The organism is Sphaerisporangium sp. NPDC004334 (genome assembly GCF_053602655.1).
The window spans coordinates 88,624-114,698 of record NZ_JBSGDZ010000013.1; the positions used below are offsets into that span (position 1 = coordinate 88,624).

A 26,075-nucleotide genomic window follows, 5' to 3' on the forward strand; every position below is an offset into this window, starting at 1 on the left:
CTGGAGGTCCCATGCCGGTCGTCGAAACCGTACGCGGTCCGGTGGACGTGGGCGTCCTCGGCCAGACGCTGATGCACGAGCACGTCTTCGTCGTCGACCCCGGCCACCTCGCCGACCAGGGCGAGGACGGCTGGTGGGACGAGGAGTACCGCGTCGCCGACGCCGTCGAGAAGCTGCGGGCCCTGGTCACCAGGGGCGTCACGACCATCGTGGACCCGACGGTGTGGGGGATCGGCCGGTACATCCCGCGCATCCAGCGGGTCGCCGCCGAGGTGCCCGAGCTGAACATCATCGTGGCCACCGGCCTCTACAGCTACTTCTCCTGAAGCGGTGACGATGCCGGGAGGCCTCCCTTGGGGCGGTGACGCTCCCTCGGGAGGCATCTCCTGAGGCGATGACGCCCCGGGGGGCTTCTTCTGAGGCGATGACGCCCCCGGAAGGCCGGCCGCGGCCTTCCGGGGAGACGCGTCCGGCTTACTTCAGGCCCTTGTCCAGGCCGGCCTTGCGCAGGGCCTCGGCCAGGGCACCGCCCGCCGGGGCGCCGCGGTCCTGCCCGCCCCGGCCGCCGCCGCGCCGGCCGTCTCCGCCGCCTCTGCCCTGCCCCTGCCCGCCCCTGCGGTCGCGGCCGCCCGCGCCGCCCTGGCCGCCCTGGCCGTCCTGGCCGTTCTGGCCGTTCTGGCCGCCGCGTCCCTGCGCCTGGCCGCCTCTGCCCTGTCCCTGGGCCGCGTTCTTGCCCGCGGCCTCGTCGTCCAGGCGGAGCGTCAGCGAGATGCGCTTGCGCGGGATGTCCACGTCCAGGACCTTCACCCGGACGATGTCGCCCGGCTTGACCACCTCGCGCGGGTCCTTGACGAACGTCCGGGACATCGCCGACACGTGGACCAGGCCGTCCTGGTGCACGCCGACGTCCACGAACGCGCCGAAGGCGGCGACGTTGGTGACGACGCCCTCCAGCAGCATGCCGGGCTCCAGGTCGGAGATCTTCTCCACGCCCTCCTTGAACGTCGCCGCGCGGAAGGCGGGCCGCGGGTCGCGCCCGGGCTTCTCCAGTTCCTTGAGGATGTCGGTGACCGTCGGCAGGCCGAAGGTGTCGTCGGCGAACTGGTCGGGCCGCAGCTTGCGCAGCACCGCGGTGTCGCCGATCAGCGTCGTGATGTCGCCGCTGGTGGCGTCCAGGATGCGCCGCACCACCGGGTAGGACTCGGGGTGGACGCTGGAGGCGTCCAGCGGGTCGTCGCCGCCGGGGATGCGCAGGAAGCCGGCGCACTGCTCGAAGGCCTTCGGCCCGAGCCGGGGCACCTCCTTCAGCGCGCGGCGGGAGCGGAACGGGCCGTTGGCGTCCCGGTGCTGCACGATGTTCTCGGCCAGGCCCGAGCCGATGCCGGACACGCGGGTCAGCAGCGGCGCCGACGCGGTGTTGACGTCCACGCCGACGGCGTTCACGCAGTCTTCCACCACCGCGTCCAGCGAGCGCGAGAGCTTGGTCTCCGACAGGTCGTGCTGGTACTGGCCGACGCCGATGGACTTTGGGTCGATCTTGACCAGTTCGGCGAGCGGGTCCTGCAACCGGCGGGCGATGGAGACGGCGCCGCGCAGCGACACGTCCAGCCCGGGAAGCTCCTGGGAGGCGTAGGCGGAGGCGGAGTAGACCGAGGCCCCGGCCTCCGACACGACGATCTTGGTGACCTTCAGGTCGGGATGCCGCTTGATCAGGTCGCCGGCGAGCTTGTCGGTCTCGCGGGAGGCCGTGCCGTTGCCGATGGCGATCAGCTCGACGCGGTGCTCGCGGGCCAGCCGTTCGAGGACGGCGATCGACTCGTCCCAGCGGCGGCGCGGCTCGTGCGGGTAGATCGTCTCGGTGGCGACCACCTTGCCGGTGGCGTCCACGACGGCGACCTTCACGCCGGTGCGCAGGCCGGGGTCCAGGCCCATGGTCGGGCGGGTGCCGGCGGGCGCGGCGAGCAGCAGGTCGCGCAGGTTGGTGGCGAAGACGCGGACGGCCTCCTCCTCGGCCGCCTGCCACAGGCGCATGCGCAGGTCGATGCCGAGGTGCACCAGCACGCGCGTGCGCCAGGCCCAGCGGACGGTGTCCATCAGCCACCGGTCGGCCGGCCTGCCGCGGTCGGCGACGCCGAAGTGGCGGGCGATGCGCGTCTCGTAGCCGCTCGGGCCGTCCTCGGCGGGCGCCTCCTCGGGCTCCAGCGTGAGGCCGAGCACCTCTTCCTTCTCGCCGCGGAACATGGCCAGCACGCGGTGGGAGGGCAGCTTGGTGAACGGCTCGGCGAAGTCGAAGTAGTCGGAGAACTTGGCGCCGGCCTCCTGCTTGTCCTCCCTGACCCGGGAGACCAGGCGGCCCTGCGACCACATCTGCTCGCGCAGCGCGCCGATCAGGTCGGCGTCCTCGGCGAACCGCTCGACCAGGATGGCCCGCGCGCCCTCCAGCGCGGCGGCGGCGTCCGCGACGCCCTTCTCGGCGTCCACGAACGCCGCGGCGGCGGTCTGCGGGTCGCGTGAGGGGTCGCCGAGCAGTTCCTCCGCCAGTGGCTCCAGCCCCGCCTCACGGGCGATCATCGCCTTGGTGCGCCGCTTGGGCTTGTAGGGCAGGTAGATGTCCTCGAGGCGTGCCTTGGAGTCGGCCGCCATGATCTGCGCCTCGAGGGCGTCGTCGAGCTTGCCCTGGGAGCGGACGGACTCGAGGATCGCGGTGCGCCGCTCCTCCAGTTCGCGCAGGTAGCGCAACCGCTCTTCGAGCGCGCGCAGCTGCGCGTCGTCGAGCATCTCGGTCGCCTCTTTGCGGTAGCGGGCGATGAACGGCACGGTGGCGCCGCCGTCGAGCAGCTCGACCGCCGCCTGCACCTGCCGCTCGCGCACGCCGAGCTCTTCGGCGATCTTCTGATGGATGGAGATCGTCACGATCCTGGTCCGCCTTCGCTTCTGAGGTCCGGGGAAGATTGTGCATGCTCGCCACCCCGATTGTCGCGCCGTCACGCACCGCACGGGCGGCCGGCCGCGCGTACGGGCGCCCGAGACCGGCCGGCCTGCGGGACGTTACCGCAGGCCCCCGGACCTGCGAGACTTGGAGCGCGGCACCCGGGCACCGCGGCGTCCCCCCGGCCCGGCGCCGTGCGCAGCGCCGCGGCGAGCCCGCGGTTCGGGCAAGCCGCAGGAACCGGAGGTCGGCGTGAAAACCCTTCTACTGCTCGTCGGACTGATCATCATCGTCAGCTGTGTGCTGATGCTGGCCCGCACCTACGTGGCCGACCGCGCGCGGCAGATCCCCGCCGCCGACCACCCCAAGGAGATCCTCAAGCGGCGCTACGCGGCGGGCGAGATCGACGAGGAGGAGTATCTGCGTCGGATGTCGGGTCTGTCGCAGGACTGGTAGCGCTCACGCCGCGCCGGCGCAGGGCCTCGTAGCCCACCAGGTCGTCGGGCGCGGCGTCGGGGACCTCGGCGTCGAACCGGGCCAGGGTCCTCACCCGCGACGCCCCGGCGACCAGAGCGGCCATGGCGAGGGCGAAGACGATGTACATCAGTCCGACGCCGCGCCCCTCGCCCACCTCGATCACGGCGCCCACGCTCCCCGCGAGCGGCCCGCCGGGGGCGAGCAGCGGGTCGAACACCTGGCTCCCGTACGGCGCGACCAGCCCGAACCCGATCGGCAGCGTGGACCAGGCGATGAGGGTATTGAGCGCGAACACCCGCCCGTGGAACCGCTGCGGCACCTTGACCTGCACGATCGTGGCGTAGATGCCGTTGACGACGGTCAGCGACAGGGCCATGCCGAACGCCCCGGCGGCGATCGTCAGCAGGTCCGGCCGCAGGCCGGTGACCAGGCAGAACGCCGCGAGCGCGAGCGTGCACGCCATCATGCCGGCAAGGCGCCGCCGCCGGGGGCCGCCCCAGACCGTCATGGCGAACCCGCCGGCCAGCACGCCGGCCCCGGAGACGAACGCGATATTGCCCGCGTCGGTCAGCGTGCCGAACGACAGCACCAGCGGCGAGATCAGCAGGAACAGCGGGGACAGGAAGATGTTGAGCGCGGCGAAGAACAACAGCATGGCGCGGATCGAGGGGGTGCCCCAGCTGTACCGGAACCCGTTGGCGATCTCCGCCAGGACGGGTTCCTTGCGCCGCCAGGCCATGCTCGCGGGGAACCGGGTGACCAGCAGAACGGCGACGGCGAAGGCGTAGCCGGCGATGTCGATGACCACGATGCCGCCGAGGCCGATGGAGGCCATCAGCCCCACCGCGACCAGCGGGACGATCAACTGCGTCACGCCGTTGGCCATCTGCGCGACCCCGTTGGCATGGCCGAGATAGTGCTTGGGCACCAGCTGCGGAATGGAGGACCCGTACGCCAGGCGCTGGAACTGCAGCGCGACCGACAGGGCCACGATCAGCACATAGATGTGCCAGGTCGCGAGGTTGCCGGTCCACAGGAGGACGCCGAGCAGCGTCTGGACGCCGCCGGCCGCGATGTCGCCCGCCAGCATGACCCGCCGCCGGTCCGACCGGTCGACGATCGCGCCGGCCAGGGGGGCGACGAGCATGCCCGGCACCAGGCCGAGCACCGCGAACAGCGCGAAACGCACGAGCGAGCCGGTCTGCAGGTAGACCCAGATGGGGATGGCGAACTCCGTGAGCGCCGAGCCGGTCATCGACACCATCTGGCTCGCGGCCACGGTGACGAAGCGCTTCATGCTCGGCCGCGGGCCGCTCGCCGTCACCGGCCGTGCGGAGCGCGAGACGTCGTGCAGCCACCAGCCGGCCTCACCGGGCCCACCCGGCCCACCGGGGCCGCGCCGCTCCCGACCGGAGGGCCGGGCGGCGTCCAGGGTCCGGTGGACGCCGGTGACGATGTCGGCCAGCTCCTGCGCCCGATATTTCAGGAAGAAGTGCCCGGCCTCGGCCAGCACCACGACCGCCGAGGTGTCGGCGACGAAATGCCACTCGCGGAAGCGTTCCTGGTAGTACTCGGTGCTCGGGTCGCGCTCGCCCGCGATGGTGACGATGGGCGCGCGCAGCCGGTCGACGCCCTCGGCGAGCAGGCGCGTGTAGTGCGCCTCGGCCTCCTCCGAGTCCGCGCGCATGTTGCGGATGATGTGCCTGACCTGCCGCGGGTCCAGGTCGCCGAGCTCCAGGCCCCAGGAGATGAGCCAGTTGGTGTACTCCTGGTCCGAGCGCAGGAACTCCATCCGGGCGATCTTCGACAGGGCCTCCATCACGCGGTTGTCCGGCCGGGCGAAGGGGAACATCGCGCCGATGTGGACGACCTCCAGCTCGCGTCCCGCGGCCTCCAGCCGCCGCGCGATCTCCACGGTCAGCGCCGACCCGACGCCGCAGTGGCCGTAGAGCGCGAGCGGCCCGTCGACCTTCGCGAGGATCTCGGCCACGCAGGCCGAGGCCAGGGTCTCGAAGGGCAGCCGCTCCTCCTCGACGCCGAGATCGTGACCCGGGATGGCGACCGAGAACAGCCGGTGCCCCTCCGGCAGCGCGTCGGCCAAGGGCTGGTAGACCACCGCGCTCCCCCCGCCGTAGGGGACGCACACGTGCGACAGCACGCGCCGCTCGGCCGGGACGGGCCGCGTCAGCTCGTACAGCAGCCCGCGCGGGCCGCGCTCCGCGGCCGGGGTGTCCACCAGCGCGGCCAGCTCGCGCACCGTCGGGTTCTGGAACAGGTCCATCACCGAGACCCCCGCGCCGTGCGCCGCGCGCATCCCGGCGATCACCTGTGTGGCCAGCAGCGAGTGGCCGCCGAGGTCGAAGAAGTCGTCGTCGACGCCGATGCGCTCGACGCCGAGCACGGCGCGCCAGACGGCCGCGATCGACTCCTGGGTGACGGTCTCGGGCGGCGCGAACGCCGTGGACTCCTCCCGCAGGAGCGCCGGGGCCGGCAGCGCCCCGCGGTCGAGCTTGCCGTTCGGCGACAGCGGCAGCGCCTCCAGCCGCACCAGCGCCGAGGGCACCATGTAGTCGGGCACGCGGAGCTTGAGCGCGGCGCGCAGCGGCGCCGTCTCGGCCTCGCCGACCAGGTAGGCGACGATGCGCTTGTCGCCGGGCCGGTCCTCGCGCACGACGACGGCGGCGTCGCTCACCCCCGGCTGCTCGCGCAGCACCGCCTCGATCTCGCCGGGCTCGATGCGCAGGCCGCGCACCTTGACCTGGGCGTCCAACCGGCCGAGGAAGTCGATCGTCCCGTCCGGGCGCCAGCGGGCCAGGTCGCCCGTCCGGTAGAGCCGCGCGCCCGGTGACCCGAACGGGTCGGGGACGAAGCGCTCCGCCGTCAGCGACGGCCGGTCGTGGTAGCCGAGCGCGACCCCCACCCCGCCGATGTGCAGCTCACCGGGCACCCCGATCGGCACCGGCTCCATCCCGGCGTCCAGCACGTACAGCCGGATGTTCTGGATCGGCGCGCCGATCGGGACGCGGGCCAGGCCGGACAGCGCCCCCGGCTCGCAGGCCCACGCCGACACGTCGACGGCGGCCTCGGTGGGACCGTAGAGATTGTGCAGCTCGGCGGGCAGCGCCGCCCGGCACCTGAGCGCCAGGTCCGGCGGGAGCTCCTCGCCGCTGCAGATGATCGTCCGCAGCGACGTGCAGGCCCGCGCGGCGTCCTCGGCGAGGAACACGGCGAGCATCGAGGGGACGAAGTGCAGGGTGGTCACGCGCTCCGCGCGGATCAGCTCCGCCAGGTAGGCGGCGTCCTTGTGGCCGCCCGGCCGTGCCAGCACCAGACGCGCCCCGGCGAGCAGCGGCCAGAAGAACTCCCACACCGACACATCGAAGCTCGCGGGCGTCTTCTGCAGGACGGTGTCGCCCTCGCCGAGCACGAACCGCTTCCGCATCCAGTCGAGCCGGTTGACGATGCCCCGGTGCGCGTTGGGCACTCCCTTCGGACGCCCGGTGGAACCCGAGGTGTAGATCATGTACGCGCAGTCCCCGGGGTCCCCGGGGTCCCCGCAGGGTGTTCCGGTGACGTCGCCGGCGGGCGCGGGATCGGTGTCATCGCCGGGGAGCCATTCCGCGGGGTCGTCGAGCGGCAGCGCGCGGGCGCCGCCCGGCGCCTCGGGGAGCGTCCCGCGAAGGCGCCGCTGGGTGAGGACGATCCGCGCGCCCGAGTCGGCGAGCATGAACGCCAGCCGGTCGGCCGGGTAGTCCGGGTCCAGCGGGACGTAGGCGGCGCCCGACTTCAGCACGCCGAGCAGCCCCGCGACCAGCTCGAGGGAGCGTTCGGCGCACACCGCCACCGGCGTCCCCGGCCCCGCCCCGAGCGAGCGCAGCCGCCGGGCGATCCGGTCCGCCCACGCGCCGAGCTCGGCGTAGGTCAGCGAGGCGCCCTCGAAGGTGACGGCGATGCGGTCCGGCGTCCGGGCGATCTGCTCCTCGACCAGCCCGTGCAGGGTCGCGCCGGCGGGGAAGGGAGCATCGGTGGCGTTGAAGCCGGCGGTCACCTGGGCGCGCTCGTCCTCGCCGAGGACGCCGATCTCCGACAGGCGCGCGCCGGGGCGGACGGCCACCGCACGCAGGAACATGGTCAGATGCGCGGCCATCCTGGCGACGGTGTCCGGCCCGAACAGGCCGGTGTTGTAGGTCAGCAGCAGGCCGAGGCCGCCGGCGTCCTCGCCCGCGTACAGCTCCAGGTCGTACCGGGTCGAGATCGCCTCCACAGGGAAGGGCGCGACGGCCGGCCCCTCGGTCGGTCCGCCGGTCGGTCCGCCGGCCGGACGTGCCTGGCCGCCGTAGTTCTGCATGGCGAAGATGGTCTGGAACAGCGGCGGCCGTGACACGTCGCGCGGCAGGTTCAGCTCCTGCACCAGCCGCTCGAACGGCAGGTCCTGGTGGGCGTAGGCGTCCAGGGCGGACTCCCTGGTGCGCGCCAGCAACTCGGTGAACGCCGGATCGCCCGACAGGTCCGCCCGCATGGTCAGCATGTTGACGAAGCAGCCGACCATGCCCTCCAGTTCGGGCCTGGACCTCCCGGCCACCGGGGAGCCCACCGCGAAGTCGTCCTGCCGGGCGTACCGCCCGAGCAGCGCCTGCCAGGCCGACAGCACCACCATGTGCAGTGTCGCGCCGTGGCGGGAGGCCAGGTCGCGCAGCGCCGCCGCCTCCTCGGCGGCGAGCCGGAAACCGTGCGACGCCCCGGTGAAGGTCTGCCGGTGCGGGCGGGGATGGTCGGTGACCAGATCGAGGGGCGGGAGCCCGGCCAGCCGCTCCCGCCAGTAGGCCAGGTCGCCGTCCCCCGCCTGGCTCCGCCGCTGCCACACCGCGAAGTCGCCGTAGTCGAGCGACGGACGTCCGACGGGAGCCGGTTCGCCGGGCGCGGGCTCACCGGCTGCGGGCTCGCCGGGCGCGGGTGCCACGGGGGAGAGCCCGATGGGGGAGTGCTCGGCGGGAGTAGCACGCACCACTTCCGGTCCGGCCGGCGCGGGTCCGGTGGGAACGGGCCGGGCGGGGGCGGGGTCGCCGTGGGGGCGGGCCTCGTAGCGGGCGAGGATCTCCGAGGTCAGCAGGTCGCAGGACCAGCCGTCGCAGGCGATGTGGTGCACGGCCAGCGCCAGGACGTGGTCATCGGCGTCCAGCCGGATCAGCAGGGCCCGTAACAGGGGACCGGTGGCCAGGTCGAACGGCCGGGCGGCCAGTTCCTGGACCATCAGCCGCGCCTCCTGCTCGGAACCGGCCTCCGCGCGGGCGAGCCGCACGCCGGCGGACTCCTCGACCACGGCGGCCGGGCGGCCGTCGTCCCCGGCGGGGAAGCGGGTCCTCAGCGCCTCGTGCCGGTCGGCGACCTGGCGGACCGCCGCCGAGAGCGCCTCGGCGTCGACCGCGCCGCCCAGCCGCAGCGTGAGGACGATCGTGTACGCGGCGGCCTCCGGCACGAGCTGGTCCATGAACCACAGCCGCTCCTGCGCGTACGAGAGCGGAGGGGCGGCACCGGCGGGCCGGGCCGGGATGAGGTCACGGGCCTGCGACCCCGGACGCCGCCGCAACCGCTGGGCGAGCAGCGCCTGCTTGGCCGCGCTGAGCGGGGCGGGGGGCGTCCCGCCCAGCTGAACCGCGGTCCCTTCTGGAACGCCGGGGGGACTCTGCTCTCTCTGGACTCCTGTCACAGGCTCGGCCATCGGATGTCCGGGGCGCGGTCCCCGGCTCGCGCCGAGGGGGAGCCGGCCCCGCCCTCCCTTCGCTTCGCGGGTGCGCCCGGAGATGCCGGACGGGATGTCGCCGGACGGAGTATCGCCGGACGGGATGTCGCCGGACGGGGTGTCAAAGGTCGGCATGTCGGGGTCGGCACGTCGGGTCGGCCCGTCATGGCCGGGGCTCCGCCGGGGTGTCCTGGGCGGCGGACAGCAGCCGCTCGGTCTCCTCGTCGCTCAGCCCGCTGATCTCCGCGATCAGGAGCTCCTCGAGCACGGCCGCCAGCGCGGCGGCCGTGGGGTGGGCGAACAGTTCCTTGATCGGGACGTCGAGCTCGGCGATCGACCGGATCCTCGACATCACCCGGACGGCGTGCAGCGAGTGGCCGCCGATGGCGAAGAAGTCGTCCACGGCGCCGACCTCGTCCAGGCCGAGGACCTCCGCCCAGATGGCGGTGACGAGATGCTCCGCGTCGGTCCGCGGCGGGACGAACGCGACGGCCGGGTCCCGCTGGAAGCGCGGCGCGGGCAGCGCCCGCGCGTCGACCTTCCCGCCCGGCGTCAGCGGCAGCCGGTCAAGCGGGACGACCACGCCCGGCACCAGGTGGCCGGGGAGGGCCCGCGCCGCGTGGGCGCGCACCTCGTCGGGCGCGGCGGAGCCGACGACGTAGGCGACCAGGGTGTCGTCCCTGGCGACCACGGCCGCCTGCGAGACGCCCGGATGCAGGAGCAGCCGCGCCTCGACCTCGCCCGGCTCCACCCGGTGCCCGCGGACCTTCACCTGGTCGTCCAGGCGGCCGAGGAACTCAAGAGTCCCGTCGCGCCGCCACCGCGCCCGGTCACCGGTGCGGTACAGCCGGGCGCCCGGCGGCCCGTACGGATCGGGGACGAACCGGGCCCGCGTCAGCTCCGGGAGCCCGAGGTACCCGTCGGCCAGGCCGTCGCCACCGACGCACAGCTCCCCGGGCACCCCTGTGGGGACCAGGGAGAGATCGTCGGCCACGACGTGGACCCGGGTGCCGCTGAGGGGCCGTCCGATCGGCGGGCGGTGGTCGCCGTCCCGCAGTTCGGCCCAGGTCGCGATGATCGTCGCCTCGGTCGGCCCGTAGGTGTTGACCAGCCGGACGGCGTCCCCGAACCGCGACAGCCACGCGCCGGCGGCGGGCGCCGCCACCTGCTCGCCGCCGAGGATCACCAGCCGCAGCCGCGACGGCCAGCGGATCTCCTCCAGCACCTCGACGAGCCGGTGCCAGTACGACGTGGGCAGGTCCAGCACGCTGATCTCCGGGTCGCGCGCCAGCACGTCGGGCAGCGACTCGGGGCCGTCGGGCAGCAGGACGAGCGTCGCACCGGTCGCGAGCGCCGGCCACACCTCCTCCGCGTGGGTGTCGAAGCCGAGCGAGGAGAACTGCACCACCCGGTCGCCGGGGCCGAGTTCGTACGCCCTGGTCATCCACCCGACCCGGACGTCCAGCGCGCGATGCCCGACGGCCACCGCCTTCGGGGCGCCGGTCGACCCGGAGGTGTAGAGCACGTACGCCGTGCCCGCAGACTCCGGAGCGGTGTGCCCGTGCGGAGCGCCGTTCCCGCCGGGGTCCGGAGCGGTGTGCTCGCCGGGGTTCGGAGCGCCGTGCCCGCCGGGGACGGCGTGCCGGTGCGGGGGCGGGGGCACGGGAGCTTCGCGCGTGGTCACTCCGTCCGGGGTGACCACATGGCGCACCACCGCGCCGGACGCCATCAGCTCAAGCCGCTCCCCCGGGTAGGCCGGGTCCAGCGGCACGTACGCCGCCCCGGCCGTCCACACCGCCACGAGCGCGACGATCGCCTCCACGGAACGGGGCATGCTCACCCCGACGAGGTCTCCGGGCCGCACGCCGGCCTCGCGCAGTCGCGCCGCCAGCGCGTTCGCCCGTCCCACCAGTTCGCCGTAGGAGACCACGGTGGCGCCGCACACAAGGGCCGCCGCTCGCGGCCTCAGGCGGGCGGCGCGAGCCACGGCCGCGAGCACGCCTCCGCACGGCTCGACCGAGCCGCCGGTGGCGGGCGGTCCCCCAGGACCGTCATGGTCACCTGGTTCCCCATGGCGAACGTGAGAGTCCGGTCCCTTGGGGCGATCGTCGACACCCGACTCCACAGGGACGTCGTTGTAGGCACACGGTCCCACAGAGCCGTCGTCGGACCAGGGCTCTGCCGGATCGTCGTCGCGGCACCGTTCGGCGGGGCCGCCGTCGGACCAGGCGAGCAGCCGTTCCCGCTCTCCGGGAGCCAGCAGCGGCAGCCGCATGACCGGCTCCCCCGGGGCGTCGGCGATCCGCTCCAGCAGCACCATCCAGCGGTCGGCGAGCAGTTCCACGGTCTCGGTGTCCAGCACCTGGGCGTTGTGACCGAACACCGAGACGTCCCCGAGCTGGTCGAGCAGGAGGTCGAACTTCGCCTGCCGGAACCCCGGGTCCACCGCCTCCACCTCGACGCCGGTGAGCGCGCCGGCGGCGGCGACCGGGTCACCGGCGCTCTGCAACGTGAACAGCGTCTGGAACAGCGTCATGCCGGGCTCCCGGCCGTTCCGCGCGCCCGCCGCGAGCTGTTCCAGGGGCACCGGACGGTGCTCGTAGGCGGCCAGAACGCTCTCACGGGTCCGTGCCAGCACCTCGCGGAACGTGGGATCGCCGGAAAGGTCGCCGCGCAGCACGAGCGTGTCGCTGAAGTAGCCCACCAGCGGCTCCAGCTCGACCCGGTCGCGCCCGGCGACGGGCGAGCCCACGCACACGTCGGACTGCCCGCTGTGCCGGCACAGCAGCACCTGGTAGGCGGCGAGCAGCACCATGAACAGCGTGCACCGCTCCTCGCGCGCCAGCGCGGCCAGCCGGTCGAGCAGTCCGGGCGCGGCGCGGCGGACGACGAAGCCCCCGGCGGACGAGCGCGAGTCCGGGCGGGGCCGGTCCAGAGGCAGATCGAGGACGGGCGCGTCCGCCAGCCGGTCACGCCAGTACGTCAGAAGGTCCGGCGACACTCCGGCGTTCCGCTCCGCGCGAGCGTGGTCGGCGTAGGTGAGCGGCAACGGCGGCAGCGCCGCGGGCTCGCCCCGCAGGAACGCGTTGTAGAGCACGGCCAGCTCGGACATCAGCACGTCGAGAGACCAGCCGTCCCCGGCGATGTGGTGCAGGACCACACTCAGCACGTGGTCCTCGGGGGAGACGCGAAGCAGGCCGGCCCGCAGAGGCGCGTCCACGGTCAGGTCGAAGGGCGCGTTCGTCCGCTCGGCCACGAGCGCGGCGAGACGTCCTTCCCCCGGTCCGGCCTCGACCGTCTCAAGGACCGGCGACGGCGGGTGGACGCTCTGGACGGGCCCCGTCTCCGTCACGGGGAAGCGGGTCCTCAGGGGCTCGTGCCTGCGCGCCAGCTCGTCGAAGGCCCTGGACAGCGAGGCGACGTCCAGGGGGCCGCGCAGGCGCAGGGCGAGGAACATGTTGTAGGAGGCGTCGCCGGGGTCCAGGCGGTTCAGGAACCACAGCCGCTCCTGCCCGAAGGTGAGCGGAGCCGCCCGCCGCGCGTCGGTCATCTAGGTCCCCCGGGAGCTGATCGCCGCCACCACGCCGGCGATCGTCGGTGTGTCGTAGAAGACCCGCAGCGGCAGGTCCACGTCGAGCCGCCGGCGGACGCGTGCCGCCAGCCGGGTGATCGTCAGCGAGTGGCCGCCCAGGTCGAACAGGTTCTCGTCCGGGCCCGCGCCGTCCAGGCGCAGCACGTCGCACCAGATGTCGTGGACCGCACGGCTGATCGGATCGTCCGCGAGCGCGCGGCCGGGCGTCCGCGCCGCCGCCGGACGGGCCTCGGGCAGCGCCGACCGGTCGACCTTGCCGTTGGGGGTCAGCGGCAGCGCGTCCAGCCACACCACCAGGTTCGGCACCATGGCCGCCGGAAGCGTCCGCGCGCAGTGCTCCCGCACCTCCTCGCACGACACCTGCTCGCGGGGCACCTGCTCGCGCCGCGCCTCCTCGGCCTGCGGTTCTCCGGCTCGCGGCCGCTCTGCCCCGGCGTCCTCGGGATGGGCGTCGCCGGGTCCGGCCGGGGTGGCGACGAGGTAGGCCACGAGTGTGTCGTCGCGCACGGTGACCGCGGCCTGCCCGATCCGCGGGTGGCGCAGCAGGCAGGCCTCGACCTCGGCCGGCTCGACCCGGTGCCCGCGCACCTTCATCTGGTCGTCGAACCTGCCGAGGAACACCAGCGTCCCGTCCGCGCGCCACCGCACCCGGTCTCCGGTGCGGTAGAGCCTGGCGCCGGGGGGCCCGAACGGGTCGGGCACGAAGCGCTCCGCCGTCAGCGACGACTTGCCGAGGTACCCGTGGGCGAGCCCCGCCCCGCCGATCAGCAGCTCGCCGGGCACGCCGGGAGGCACGAGGTTCATGGCCGCGTCGACGACGTACACGGTGGTGTTGGCGATGGGCCGTCCGATGCCTACCTCGCCGGGGGACGGCGGCACGTCCCAGGCGGTCGACCAGATCGTCGTCTCGGTCGGGCCGTACACGTTGACCAGCCGCGCGACCTTCGATCGCAGCTCCTCGGCCAGCGGGCCCGGCAGCAGTTCGCCTCCGGTGAGGGCGGTCACCGCCGCGCCGTCGAAGTCGCCGCCCGCGAGCACCAGGCGCCAGCCCGACGGCGTCGCCTGGACGTGCGTCACCCGTGCGGGATGCGCGGGAGAGGCACCGGGCGGGCCCTCGCCCGTCAGGCCGCCGATGCCGGCGGCTCCCTCGACCACGGCCACCCGGCCGCCGGTGACCAGCGGCAGGTAGAGCTCCAGCGCCGAGATGTCGAACGCCATCGACGTCGCCGCGCTCCACACCTGGCCCGGACGCGCGTCCAGCAGCGAGCGCATTCCCCACAGGAAGTTCGTCAGCGCGCGGTGGGGCACCGCGACCCCCTTGGGCGACCCCGTCGACCCGGAGGTGTACATGACATAGGCCAGGTCGTCGGGGCCGGGGACGTCATGGCCCGCGTCCACCCGGCCCTCGCGCCCGCCGTCGCCGACCCATCCGTCGCCGGCCCGCCCGCCGCCGTCGCCGGTCCATTCGTCGTCGCCACCCGCCCGGACCAGGACGGAGGTGAACCCGCCGCGGGGCAGCCGCTCCTCGAGCTCCTCGCCGGTGACCACCACCGTCGCCCCGCAGTCGGCCAGCACGTAGGCCACGCGGGCCGGAGGAAAGGCCGGGTCCAGCGGGACGTAGGCGGCGCCCGCCTTCATCACGGCGAGCAGGGCGACGACCATCTCGGCCGACCGGTCGAGGTGCACGCCGACGAGCGATCCCCGGGCCGCCCCGGCGGCGCGCAGGCGCTCGGCGAGCCGGTCGGAACGGGCGGCCAGCACGGCGTAGGTCAGAGCCCGCGTGGCGTCGCTCACCGCGACGGCGTGCGGGGTGTCGCGGGCCTGGCCGGCGAACAGTTCGGGCACGGTGGCGCCGGGCACCGGGGTGGCCGTGGCGTTCCAGGTCCGAAGGACCCGCTCGTACTCGTCGGCGGGCATGACCGCGAGCCGCGACACCCGCTCGGCCGGATCCGCGGCGACCGACCTCAGCACCGTCTCGTAGCGGCGGGCCAGCCCGGCGATGGTCGCGGCGTCGAACAGGTCGGTGTTGTAGGTGAAGGCGAGGAACAGCCCATCGGCGTCACGGGTGAGGTCCAGCGACAGGTCCGTCTTGGTGTACCGGAAGCCCGGGGGAAAGGACTCGACCCGCAGATCGGGCAGGCTGAGCCGTCCGTGCTCGGCGTCGGCCTGGTTCTGCTGGATGAACATCGTCTGGAACAGCGGGGTGCGGCCGAGGTCGCGCGGGACCCGCAGTTCCAGCAGCAGCCGCTCGAACGGCACGGCCTGGTGGGTGAGGGCGCCGAGCGTGTCCTTGCGCACCCGGCGGAGCAGGTCGGAGAAGGACGGGTCTCCGTCGAGGTCGGCGCGCAGGACCAGGGTGCTGGAGAAGAACCCGATGGCGGGCTCCAGGTCGGTCTCGCCGCGCCCGGCCACCGAGGAGCCGACGGCGAAGCCGGTCTGCCCGGTGTGGCGGGACAGCAGCACCTGGTAGGCCGCGAGCAGCGTCATGAACGGCGTGCACCGATGCTTGCGGGCGACCTGCTCGACGGCCTCGGCGACCTCCAGGGGGACGCGTGTCACATGGACGGCGCCGCGGGTGGTCCGCTCGGCCGGCCGGGGCCGGTCGGCGGGCGGTTCGAGGGGCGGAACGCCGGCCAGCCGCTCCTTCCAGTACGCCAGGTCGCCCGCCCCGTCGTCGTCCTGGACGGCGCGCACATACTCGGCGTACTGCCGGGGAAGCGGCGGCAGCGGCGAGGGCTCACCCCGGCGGAACGCCGTGTACAGCGTGGACAGCTCGCGGTACAGCACGTTCAGCGACCAGCCGTCGGCGACGATGTGGTGCACGACGAGGCACAGCACGTGCTCCTCGGCGGACAGGCGAAGCAGCGAGACCCGCAGCGGCGGCGCCTGGGCGAGGTCGAACGGCCGGTTGGTCCGCTCGGCCACCAGGTCGAGCGCCCGCCTCTCCCGGTCGTCGCCGGGGAGCGCCGACAGGTCCAGGTGCTCGACGGGAACCGGCGCCGGTGCCAGAACCTGCTGGACGGGGCGCTCCTCGCCGCGGAAGCGGGTGCGGAGGGTCCCGTGGCGGGAGACGATCTCCTCCAGGGCCCGGCCGAGGGCATCGATGTCGAGGGCACCGCGCAGGCGCTCGGTGACGAAGATGTTGAAGGACGCGTCGGCGGGGTCGAACCGCTGGAGGAACCACAGCCGTTCCTGCCCCGCGGACAACGGCGCCTCGTCCACCACCCGCGGGCCGTCGTCCGGCGCCGGCCGGCCGTCGTCTCGCGCCGGCCCGGCGCCGTTCGGCGCGGACCGGCCGTCGTCGGTCGCGGGCCGGGCGGGGGCGTCTTCGGGCTCAGACGCTTCCTCGGCGAGCGGCGGCCGGTAGGCGAGCCGGCGCGCGAGCAGGGACCGGTGCCGCGATGACAGAGAGGCGCCATCGCCGGAGTCGGCGGGCTTCGATGGTGAGGCCACGGTGAGCTCGTCTTTCAGCGGTCCGGTTTCCTCATCGGTGGGAGGCGGCGCGGTGCAGCGGATATGTCGCCTCGGAGGCATTGTGCGCGAGAAAACGCACTTACGCGGTATCGAACAATGAGCGGTACGCTATGAACGCGAAATGGAAATTGTCAATACTCGCCCGATCCTCTCGAACGGTCGCCGTCCCTGTGCGCTCCGTCGCCGTCGCCGATCGCCGTCCCCGTCGGTCGTTCGCGTCCGCCGCCCGACGTCCGTGACCGTGGTCGTATCGCCTCGTGAACCCCTGGAACCAAGGACTTCGCGCTCGCGGACCCTTGACACGGCTGCGGCCACAGCGCAATATGGGAGCGCTCCCAAGGGGGGCTGTCCGCCAGCCGAAAAGGCGGCGAAACGGGGAGTGAACGCCTGCTTCATCAGGGGCCGGGCGCTCGGGAATTCATGAATCACATGCTCCACCACAGGGGAAGACGGTCGTTCTCCGATTGAGGTCCGCGCCGGCCCGGGTGACGCCGCAATTTCGCACGCGCGCATTACTCGGAGGTGCATTGTGCGTGCCGCACAACCGGATTCGGACGCCCCGCGACCGGATTCCGCCGCTCTGCGACCGGATTCGGACGCCCTAGGTCCGGTCCACGGCCGGCACCGACCCGCCGAACCTCCCACGCCGGCAGACCCGGCAGGCCCCGCCACGCACGCGCCTCCGACGCCGACCCCCGCGAAGCCCGGTAAGCGCGCCGGGCGTGCCGGGCGTGCCGGGCGTGCGAGGACCGCGCCTGTCCTCCCCGTCATCTCGACCGTGCCGGGGCTGCTGGCCGCCCGCGCCGCGGCCGAACCCGCGGGCGTCGCGCTGACCGTCCACGACGTCGGTTCGCTCACCTTCGCGGAGTGGGACCGCCGCTCGGACGAGGCGGCGCTGGGCCTGCTGCGCCGCGGGCTGCGGCAGGGAGACCGGGTCGGCCTCGTCTTCGGCGAGAACGAGTGGATCGACTACGCCATCGCCTACTGCGCCGCGCAGAAGGCCGGGGGTGTCGCGGTGCCGTTGGCGGCCGCCCTGCCGCCCGGCGAGCTGCACCGGCTGCTCGCGCACAGCTCGGCGGCGGCCGTCGTCCACGGCGCGGGACGGACTCCGCCACAGGCGGACCTGTGGACGGTGACCCTTTCCGACCTCAGCCCCGGCGCGGACGGCACCTCCCGCGCGGGCGGCAACGTGGGCGTGAACGGCGGCTCCGGCGCGAAGGGCGAGTCGGGTGCCGACGGAGGCTCAGGCACGGACGGCGACTCGGGTGCGCAGGACGGCTCTGGTGCGGACGGCCGCGCCGGTCTCCGCGCTGGTGTTAGCGCCGGTGTCCGCGGCCTGGACGAGGTGTCGGTCCGGCCGGGGGACGCCGCGCAGATCCTCTACACCTCCGGCACGACGGGGGAGCCGAAAGCGGTCGTGGCGAGTCACGCCAACCTGACCTTCGGCTGCTCGCGCGACCCGCGCCGCCGCCCGCTCGCCCACTCTCGGCACTTCCTGCACGCCTTTCCGATCGGCACGAACGCGGGGCAGACGATGCTGATCAACGCGCTGGACGCCCGTCCGGGCGCGTTGACCCTGCCGCGTTTCACGGCCGCCCGGTTCGCCCGGCTCATCGAGACCTACCGGGTCGGGACCGTCTTCCTCGTGCCTTCCATGGCGATCGAGCTGCTCAACTCCGGCGTGACAGATAAGTACGACATGTCGAGCGTGCTGCTGCTCGGGTCCACCGCGGCGGCCCTGGCGCCGTCCGTCGCCACGGCGCTCACGGCGGCCTTTCCCCGGGCGACCATCGTCAACTACTACACCTCCACCGAGGCCGCCCCGGCCCAGACGACCATGGTCTTCGACCCCGCGCGGCCGGACTCGGTGGGCCGTCCCGCCTCTGGCGGGACCCTCATGATCTCCGACGGCGAGGGCCCCGTCCCGCCGGGGACGCCCGGTGAGGTCTGGCTGCGCTCGCCGACCGATCCCCGCAGTTACGACCGGGACGGCGACGCCGCCGGGAGGGTGTTCCGCGACGGGTGGGTGCGCATGGGCGACATCGGCCATCTCGACCAGGACGGCTACCTGTACCTGCTCGACCGCGAGAGCGACATCATCAAGTCGGGCGCGTTCAAGATCTCGACCCTGCGCATCGAGGCGGCGCTCCACGAGCATCCGGCCGTCGCCGAGGCGGCCGTGTTCGGCGTACCGCATCCCGTCATGGGCTCCGCCGTCGCGGCCGCCGTCGTCCCACGCGCCGAGCCGGCCTCGCCCCCCGCGACCGTCCAGGACTCCCAGGCCGCCTCGGACGCCGCGGCCACTGCGGATCTGACGGGCGAATCGGGCGCCGGGGATGTCCGGGACTCCGCGGTGGTCCAGGCGGCGGGGGTGGTCCAGGGGACCGGGGTGTCCACCGCCGGGTTGCGGGCCTTCCTCGCCGACCGGCTCGCCGGTCACGAACTGCCGGCCCGATGGCTGGTCCTCCCCTCCCTGCCCAAGAACGCCGCGGGAAAGGTCCTCAAACGCGAACTGCGGACGCTCCTCGCTACCCCGGAAGGCGACCATGCCGCGCACTCCTCTTGACACCCATCCGCCCGCCTCGTTCGCCCAGCACGGCATCTGGATCACCGAGCGGACCGGCGCGGCCGGGGACGCCTACCGCATGCCGCTGGTCGTCACGTTCGAAGGCGGCCTGGATGTCGAGGCGATGCGCGGGGCGTGCCAGGCGGTCCTCGCCCGGCACCCGGTGCTCGCGACCGTGCCGGTCGAACGGGACGGCGAGGTCCGCCTGGTCCTCGCGGACGTCCCGCCGTCCGTCGAGCTCCATGACCTGTCCGCCCAGGCCGGAGGGGACGCGGACGCCGCCGTGCGGGCGCACGTCGAGCGGGCCTTCGACCTGGACCGGGGCCCGCTGGCGGACTTCGCCGTCCTCACGCTGAGCCCCGTGCGCCACGTGCTCGTCTTCACCGCGCACCACCTGGTCTTCGATGGGATGTCCAAGGACGTCCTGGTACGGGACCTCGCCGCCTGTTACCGGGAGCGCGTCACCGGCGCCCCGGCCGGCCTGCCCGTCCTCACCGGCTCCTACGCCCGGTATGTGGAGGAGGAGCGCGAGCAGGTCGCCGCGAGCCGGGACGAGGCCGCCGCGTTCTGGCGGTCCCGGTGGAGCGACCCCCGCGAGCCGATCCTGCCCGGCCCGGCCCGGGCCGTGCGGGCGGCCGAACCCGGCGAGACGATCGAGGTCGTGCTCGACGACATCGCCCGCGCCGCCACGGCGCTCGGCGTGACCGACTTCGAGTTCCTGCTCGCCGCCCTGCACGCCCTGCTGCGCCGCTACGGCAACGAGCAGGTCGTCGTCGCGGTCGACATGTCCACCCGGACGGCCGGCACCCGCGACCTGGTCGGACTGTTCGTCAACGAACTGCCGGTCGTGACCCGTCCCGCGCTCGACGTGACCTTCGCCGAGTTCGCCGGCGCCGTCCGCGATGAACTGCGGCAGGTGTACCGGTTCCGCCGCGTGCCGCTCACCCAGGCCGTCGGCGGCATCGCGCCGCGCGCCGCGCTCGCGCCCGTCTCCCTCAGCTACCGCGAACGCGACCCCGACCCGGTCTTTCCCGGGCTCGACGTCACCGTCGACTGGACGGTGTTCAGCGGGGCGGCCCGCAACACCCTGCACATCCAGGCGGTCGGCTCCTCCGCCGGGCTCACCCTCGGCCTGCAGTTCAGCCCGGACGCCGTCGCTCCGCGCACGGTCCAGGCGCTGGCCGGGCATCTGCGCACCGTGATCGAGAGCCTCGCGGACCGGCCCGACCTGCGCGTGGGCGACCTCCCAGTGCTGACCCCGCAGGAACGGGAGGCCATAGAGGGGTGGAACGCCACTCGCAGGGCCTTCCCCGACCTCACCGTGACCGAGCTGTTCGAGCGGCGCGCCCGGGCGGCCCCGGACGCCGTGGCGGTCGTGTCCGGCGACCGTGAGGTGACCTACGCCGAGCTGGACGCGGCCGCCGGCCGGCTGGCGGGAGCGCTGCGGGAACGCGGTATGGGCCCGGGCAAGGTCGTCGCCCTCCACCTGGAGCGATCGCCGGAGATGGTCGCCGGCGTGCTGGCCGTCTTGAAGGCGGGCGCCGCCTATCTACCGCTGGACCCGGCCTACCCCGCCGAGCGGCTCGCCTTCGTCCTGAGGGACGCGCGGGTCTCCCTGGTCCTGGCCCCGGAGCGGCTCGGCGGCCCGCCCTGCGTCACCGGCGCCCCGGATCTGTCCGGCATCATCGGCCCGCCGAACGAGCAGGACACCCAGGACACGCCGAGCGGGGAGGACGCGCCGAACGGGCGGTACACGTCGATCACATCGGACCCGTCCGAGACCTCGGCCGGCGATCCTCCCCAGCCGCTCGGTGACGCCGACGCGCCCATGCCGGTGCCGGTGCTGGAGCTCGGGGAGCTGGCCTCCTGGCCCGGCGCGGCCGGCCCCGTGAACCTGGCGTCCCCGGCCTCCGGCGACCTCGCGTACGTCATCTACACCTCCGGGTCCACCGGCCGGCCCAAGGGCGTCGAGGTGGAACACCGCTCGCTGACCAACCTCCTGCTCACCATGCGCGACGAGCTCGGAGCAGGTGACGGGGACGTGTGGCTGGGGCTGACGACCCTGGCGTTCGACATCTCGGCGCTGGAACTGCTGCTCCCGCTGATCACGGGGAGCCGGGTCGTCGTCGTGCCCGAGGCGAGCACCAGGGACGGCGCCGCGCTGCGACGGCTGATCGAGGCCGAGTCCGTCACCCACGCGCAGGCGACGCCGTCGAGCTGGCGGCTGCTGCTGGACGCGGGGTTCGACGCGCCGGGCCTGGTCGCGCTGAGCGGGGGCGAGCCGCTGCCGTTGCCGCTGGCACGGGAGCTGCGCGACCGGGTGGGCCGTCTGGTCAACGTCTACGGCCCGACGGAGACCACGGTGTGGTCGTCCATCGCGGAGATCCCGCAGGCTCCGGCCGAGGTCACCATCGGCGGCCCGCTCGCCAACACCACGATCCGCCTGCTGGACGAGCGCCTGGCGCAGGTTCCCGTCGGGGTCCCGGGCGAGATCTGCATCGGCGGGGACGGGGTCGCCCGCGGGTACCGGGACCGTCCCGAGCTGACGGCCGCACGCTTCCCGCAGGACCCTCACGGCCCGCCGGGAGCGCGGTTGTACCGCACGGGCGACCTCGGCAGGAGACGGCCGGACGGGCTGATCGAGTTCCTGGGCAGGGCCGACTTCCAGGTCAAGATCCGCGGTCACCGCGTCGAGCTGGGCGAGATCGAGGCCAGGCTGCTGGAGCACCCGCTCGTCGCCGAGGCCGCCGTGGTCCTCCGGGAGGACGAACAGCGCCTGGTCGCCTACGTCGTCCCGAAGACGGCCCCGTCGGCCCCGTCGGCCCCGTCCAACGCGTCGGCCCTATCAGATGCGTCGGACGCGTCCGACGCATCTGACGCGTCGGACCGGTCGGCTCCGCCGGCTCCGTCAGACGCGTCGGTTCCGTCGGCGCCTTCTGACCCGGAGACGGCGTCTGGCCCGGAGATGAGCGCCCGGTTGCGCGAGCACCTGGCACGGGTGCTGCCGGGGGTCATGGTGCCGGGCGTCTTCGTCGAGCTGGAGCGCCTGCCGCTGACTCCGGCGCGCAAGCTCGACCGTGCCGCCCTGCCCGATCCGCCGTCGCGTACCGCCCCGCAGTCCCCGCCGCCGGCCGAGACCGATCCCTTGGTGGCCGAGGTCACCCGCATCTGGGAGGAGGTGCTGCGGTTCGACGGCATACGGCCCGACGAGGACCTGTTCGAGCTCGGTGGCCACTCGCTGACCGTCACCCAGATCGCGAGCCGCATCCGCAAGCACCTCGGGGTGGACGTCGACCTGGACGTCTTCTTCGACACCCCTACCATCGGCGGCGTGGTACACGCGATCAGATCGTCCGGACAGGAGATGACATGACCGACTCTGATGACACGCCGGCGGCCCTGGACGCCGCGACGGTGCGCAGGCGCGTCGCCGACATGGTGGTGACGGCCTCGGACGGCGATATCGCCGCCGAGGAGGTGCTGCGGCCGGGCGTCTCGTTCACCGCGGCGGGGGTGACGTCGCTGACCACCCTGCGCCTGATCGACGCGATCGAGGAGGAGTTCGGAGTGGAGGTCGAGCTGGGCCGCGACGTGAGCTTCCTCGACGGCCTGGACTCTTTGGTGGCCCACATCCTCGACGCCTCGGCCGTCCACCGGTGAGCGGCCGATGAGGACGCGGCTGGAGTTCCGCGGGGAGCGGTCCGGGACGGCGCCGCTCGCCTGGGGGCAGCGGTCGATATGGCTGGCGATGTGCCGGACCATGCCGAGCGACCACTACTTCAACTTCGGCCGCGTCGTCACGATCGCACCGCACCCGCCGCGGGTGGTGCTGGAGGCGCTCGCGGCGCTGGTCGCCCGGCACGAGTCCCTCCGCACGCGCCTGCGTGAGGCCGACGGTGACGTCCACCAGGCGGTGGAGCGCTCGGGGGCCCTGGAGGTCGAGGTCGTGGAGTGTCCGGCCGCGGACCTCAGGCGCACGGCGCAGGACATGCTGGAGCGTCTGGCCGCGCCCGTCTTCGACTACTGCGCCGAGTGGCCCGTGCGCATCGGCCTGGTGACGTGTGACGGCGACGTCCGGTCCGTCGTGATCGTGTTCTGCCATCTGGCCGCGGACGGGCACGGCGCCGACGTCGCCGTGCGCGACCTGCGGCTGCTGCTGCGCCGGGGCGCCCTCCCCGGGCCGCCGCCGCGTCAGCCGCTGGATCTGGCCCGCGAGCAGTTGTCGCCCGCCGGCCTGCGCGTCTCCTCCTCGGCGCTGGCCTTCTGGGAGCGGGAGTACCGCCGCATCACGCCCTCGATGTTCGGCGCCCCGGCCGGCCCGCCCCGGCGGCCCCGGTTCTGGCGGGCGGCGATGACGTCCCCGGCCATGGGCACCGCCGTGCAGGTGATCTCCGGTCGGTACCGGGTGAGCCAGACGACGGTGCTCCTCGCCGGCGCCGCCGCGATGGTGGGGGAGGTGACGGGGCATCGCACCTGCGCCATGCTCCCCGTGGTGAACAACCGCTTCCACGTGCGCGACCGTGAGGTGGTCACGCCGCTCGCGCAGGACGGCCTGTTCGTCCTCGACCTCACCGACGAGACCTTCGAGAGCCTGCTGCGCTCGGCGTGGGCCTCGTCCCTGCGCGCCTACAAGCACACGAGGTTCGACCCGCTGGAGCTCCGCCGGGTGGTCGACGCCGTGAGCGCCGAGCGCGGCGAGACCGTCCACCCCTACTGCTGCTTCAACGACCAGCGGCTGGTGGAGCCGCCGCGGATCGTCGCCGCCGAGCACGACGAGGCGGCCGTCCGGGCCTCCCTCGACGAGACGAGGGTGACCTGGCCGGTCAAGCTGGACCGGCTGAACTGCAGGTTCTGCCTGCACGTGACCGACGAGCCCGCCGGCCTCGGGATCTCGCTCACCGCCGACACCGCCTACCTCCCGCCGGAGGCGATGGAAGGCTACCTGCGCGGACTGGAGCGCCTGCTCCTCGCGGCCGCCTACCGCGAGGTGCGCCTGGCTGAGCTCCCACGCCTGGCCGGCACGGCATCCGCCTGACCGCACACGGCGCCCGGACACCGCGGCGCGGACCGGAAGTGGCCGGACGACGCGGCGGTGGTGTGCGGGAAGTGGCGGATGGACGCGGCGGCGCGCCGCCACCTGCTCCCAGGTGACGGCGCGCCGGTCGACTCGTCCTCGTCCTCGTCGTCGTCTTTGGTCTCGTCTCGTTGTTGTCCTGGTTCTCGCGGCCTGTCGCCGGGCTCAGCCCAGCCCGTTCCGCATCGCCGTGATCAGCTCGCCGTTGGTCGTGTCCCCGCTGAGCTCCCAGAAGAAGGAGCCGCCGAGACCCTGGTTCCTGGAGTAGCTCATCTTCCCCGAGATCGTGCTGGGGGTGTCGTAGCTCCACCACTGGTTGCCGCAGAACGCGTAGGCGGTGCCGGCCACGGTGCCGGTCGCCGGGCACCGGGTCTTGAGCACCTTGTAGTCCTCGATGCCGGCCTCGTAGGTGGCGGGCGCCGCGCCGGAGGCGCTGCCGCCGGGGGCGCTCTGCGTGACCCCGGTCCAGCCCCGGCCGTAGAAGCCGATGCCGAGCAGCAGCTTGCTCGCCGGGACGCCCTTGCTCTTGAGCTTCTGGATGGCCGCGTCGGAGTAGAAGCCGGGGGTCGGGATGCCGCTGTAGGAGGTCAGCGGCGAGTGCGGGGCGGTCGGGCCGTTGGCCGCGAAGGCCCCGAAGTAGTCATAGGTCATGACGTTGTACCAGTCGATGTACTGCGAGGCGCCGCCGTAGTCGGCCGCGTCGATCTTGCCGCCGGAGGTGCCGTCGGCCGTGATCGCGGCGGTGACCAGGTAGTTGGACCCGAAGCGGGAGCGCAGCGCCGACATCAGGTTCCTGAACGCCGCCGCGCCGCTGCCGTCACAGCTCAGGCCGCACGCGTTCGGGTACTCCCAGTCGATGTCGATGCCGTCGAACACGTCGGCCCAGCGCGGGTCCTCGACCAGGTTGTAGCAGGAGTTGGCGAACGCGGCCGGGTTGGCCGCCGCCTGCCCGAACCCGCCCGACCAGGTCCAGCCGCCGAAGGACCACAGCACCTTCAGGCCGGGATGCTTGGCCTTGAGCTTGCGGAGCTGGTTGAAGCTGCCGCGCAGCGCGCCCGCGTCCCAGGTGTCGGCCACCCCGTCGACGCTCTCGGCGGCGGTGTAGGCGCGGTCGTAGTCGGCGTAGGAGTCGCCGATGGCGCACTGGCCGTTGGTGACGTTGCCGAAGGCGTAGTTGATGTGGGTGAGCTTGGCGGCCGACCCGCTGGTCTCGATGTTCTTGACGTGGTAGTTGCGCTGGTAGACGCCCCACTCGGCGAAGTAGCCGAGCAGCTTGTTCCCGCCGCCGCCCCCGCCGGGCTGGGTGGTGGCGCTGACCTGGTTGCTCGCCGCCGACAGGTTGCCCGCGGCGTCGCGCGCCTTGACGGTGTAGGTGTAGGCCGTGGAGGCCGAAAGACCCGCGTCGGTGTAGCTCGTCCCGGTCGCGGTGGTGACCAGCGTGCCGCCGCGGTACACGTTGTACCCGGTGACGCCGACGTTGTCGGTGGAGGCGTTCCAGGCGAGGGAGACGCTGGAGGAGGTGGTGCCGGTGGACCGCAGGCTGCCGGGCGTGCTCGGCGGGGTGGTGTCGCCGCCGCCGGTCGCCGTGGTGACGTTGAGCGTGTTGCTCGCGCCCGACAGGTTGCCCGCGGCGTCGCGCGCCTTGACGGTGTAGGCGTAGGCCGTGCCGGCCGAAAGACCGGAGTCGGTGTAGCTCGTTCCGGTGACGGTGGTGACCAGCGTCGAGCCGCGGTAGACGTTGTAGCCGGTCACGCCGACGTTGTCGGTGGAGGCGTTCCACGCCAGCGAGACGCTGGAGGAGGTGGTCGCCGTGGACCGCAGACTGGCGGGCGCGCTGGGCGCGGTGGTGTCGCCGCCTCCGCCGGTGACCGGCGTCCACAAAGCCGGCACGTTCGGCGGCTCCCAGCCGACCAGCGACGTGTGGCTCTGGATGCACCGGTAGTCGACGCCGTTGTAGCTGACCACGGTGCCCACGGTGTAGGCCGTGTTCGGGGCCCACGCGGCGGCCATGGCGGCGCGGCTCGCGACCGCGACCGTGGCGGAGGCGCTCGGCCCGAACGCGACCGCCGTCCCGAGCGGCAGGAGCATTGCCCCCGTCGCGAGCAGGACCTTGGCGAACTTGTATCTCATTTGTGCTCCACGTCCATCGGGCGGATGCGAATTGGGGGGTCGATGAGGACGTATGTACGGCGGGCGGCGCGCGGGGCCGGGAACCCGGCGGAC

11 protein-coding genes are annotated in these 26,075 nt (G+C 73.6%); 6 read left to right on the forward strand and 5 right to left on the reverse strand.

The features are described 5' to 3' along the window. The first annotated feature begins 11 nt into the window (after positions 1-11). Positions 12-326, forward strand: a complete 315-nt coding sequence (locus ACWEN6_RS18430; protein WP_452571276.1) for a phosphotriesterase family protein — start codon at positions 12-14, stop codon at positions 324-326. Positions 327-474: 148 nt separating this feature from the next. Here the strand turns inward: ACWEN6_RS18430 and ACWEN6_RS18435 are convergent, their stop codons facing one another. After that, the gene (locus ACWEN6_RS18435) at positions 475-2,913 is read right to left on the reverse strand and encodes a Tex family protein (protein ID WP_452571277.1); all 2,439 of its coding nucleotides are present in this window, start codon (positions 2,911-2,913) and stop codon (positions 475-477) included. A gap of 268 nt (positions 2,914-3,181) precedes the next feature. On the opposite strand from ACWEN6_RS18435, the gene ACWEN6_RS18440 reads away from it, so the two are divergent. Next, positions 3,182-3,385 carry an SHOCT domain-containing protein gene (locus ACWEN6_RS18440; RefSeq protein ID WP_354840957.1) on the forward strand — a complete coding sequence of 68 codons (204 nt, stop codon included), beginning with the start codon at positions 3,182-3,184 and terminating at the stop codon, positions 3,383-3,385. Here ACWEN6_RS18440 and ACWEN6_RS18445 read toward each other — a convergent pair. The 3 genes from ACWEN6_RS18445 to ACWEN6_RS18455 all read right to left on the reverse strand — a co-directional run bounded on the left by ACWEN6_RS18445 (position 3,306) and on the right by ACWEN6_RS18455 (position 16,191). After that, a complete protein-coding gene (locus ACWEN6_RS18445) occupies positions 3,306-9,125 on the reverse strand; it encodes an amino acid adenylation domain-containing protein (RefSeq protein WP_452571278.1) in 5,820 nt (1,939 codons plus the stop codon). The genes ACWEN6_RS18440 and ACWEN6_RS18445 overlap by 80 nt on opposite strands. Before the next feature lie 184 nt (positions 9,126-9,309). Next, positions 9,310-12,696, reverse strand: coding sequence for an amino acid adenylation domain-containing protein (locus ACWEN6_RS18450; protein WP_452571279.1), 3,387 nt, complete (start codon positions 12,694-12,696; stop codon positions 9,310-9,312). Further along, positions 12,697-16,191 (reverse strand): amino acid adenylation domain-containing protein, encoded by a 3,495-nt coding sequence (locus tag ACWEN6_RS18455; RefSeq protein ID WP_452571280.1) that lies wholly within the window; start codon positions 16,189-16,191, stop codon positions 12,697-12,699. It lies immediately after the preceding gene. 799 nt (positions 16,192-16,990) lie between these two features. On the opposite strand from ACWEN6_RS18455, the gene ACWEN6_RS18460 reads away from it, so the two are divergent. Genes ACWEN6_RS18460 through ACWEN6_RS18475 form a run of 4 tightly spaced genes read left to right on the forward strand, consistent with a single transcriptional unit; the run spans position 16,991 to position 23,813 of the window. Next, complete coding sequence (locus tag ACWEN6_RS18460) at positions 16,991-18,778, forward strand: class I adenylate-forming enzyme family protein (protein WP_452571281.1); 1,788 nt, start codon at positions 16,991-16,993, stop codon at positions 18,776-18,778. After that, positions 18,759-22,151 carry a non-ribosomal peptide synthetase gene (locus ACWEN6_RS18465; protein ID WP_452571282.1) on the forward strand — a complete coding sequence of 1,131 codons (3,393 nt, stop codon included), beginning with the start codon at positions 18,759-18,761 and terminating at the stop codon, positions 22,149-22,151. The genes ACWEN6_RS18460 and ACWEN6_RS18465 overlap by 20 nt, the downstream gene beginning before the upstream one ends. Continuing rightward, a complete protein-coding gene (locus tag ACWEN6_RS18470) occupies positions 22,148-22,438 on the forward strand; it encodes a phosphopantetheine-binding protein (protein ID WP_452571283.1) in 291 nt (96 codons plus the stop codon). The genes ACWEN6_RS18465 and ACWEN6_RS18470 overlap by 4 nt, the downstream gene beginning before the upstream one ends. Positions 22,439-22,445: 7 nt before the next feature. Further along, positions 22,446-23,813 carry a condensation domain-containing protein gene (locus ACWEN6_RS18475; RefSeq protein WP_452571284.1) on the forward strand — a complete coding sequence of 456 codons (1,368 nt, stop codon included), beginning with the start codon at positions 22,446-22,448 and terminating at the stop codon, positions 23,811-23,813. A gap of 204 nt (positions 23,814-24,017) precedes the next feature. Here ACWEN6_RS18475 and ACWEN6_RS18480 read toward each other — a convergent pair whose 3' ends face one another. Then, a complete protein-coding gene (locus ACWEN6_RS18480) occupies positions 24,018-25,982 on the reverse strand; it encodes a glycosyl hydrolase family 18 protein (RefSeq protein WP_452571285.1) in 1,965 nt (654 codons plus the stop codon). Between the last annotated feature and the right edge of the window lie 93 nt (positions 25,983-26,075).

Excerpts from the sequence above, each read along its gene's own strand:
- ACWEN6_RS18450 (WP_452571279.1), bottom strand. The coding sequence starts at position 12,696 with ATGACCGACGCGCGGCGGGCGGCTCCGCTCACCTTCGGGCAGGAGCGG.
- ACWEN6_RS18475 (WP_452571284.1), top strand. The coding sequence starts at position 22,446 with ATGAGGACGCGGCTGGAGTTCCGCGGGGAGCGGTCCGGGACGGCGCCG.
- ACWEN6_RS18430 (WP_452571276.1), top strand. The coding sequence starts at position 12 with ATGCCGGTCGTCGAAACCGTACGCGGTCCGGTGGACGTGGGCGTCCTC.
- ACWEN6_RS18470 (WP_452571283.1), top strand. The coding sequence starts at position 22,148 with ATGACCGACTCTGATGACACGCCGGCGGCCCTGGACGCCGCGACGGTG.
- ACWEN6_RS18465 (WP_452571282.1), top strand. The coding sequence starts at position 18,759 with ATGCCGCGCACTCCTCTTGACACCCATCCGCCCGCCTCGTTCGCCCAG.
- ACWEN6_RS18445 (WP_452571278.1), bottom strand. The coding sequence starts at position 9,125 with ATGGCCGAGCCTGTGACAGGAGTCCAGAGAGAGCAGAGTCCCCCCGGC.
- ACWEN6_RS18480 (WP_452571285.1), bottom strand. The coding sequence starts at position 25,982 with ATGAGATACAAGTTCGCCAAGGTCCTGCTCGCGACGGGGGCAATGCTC.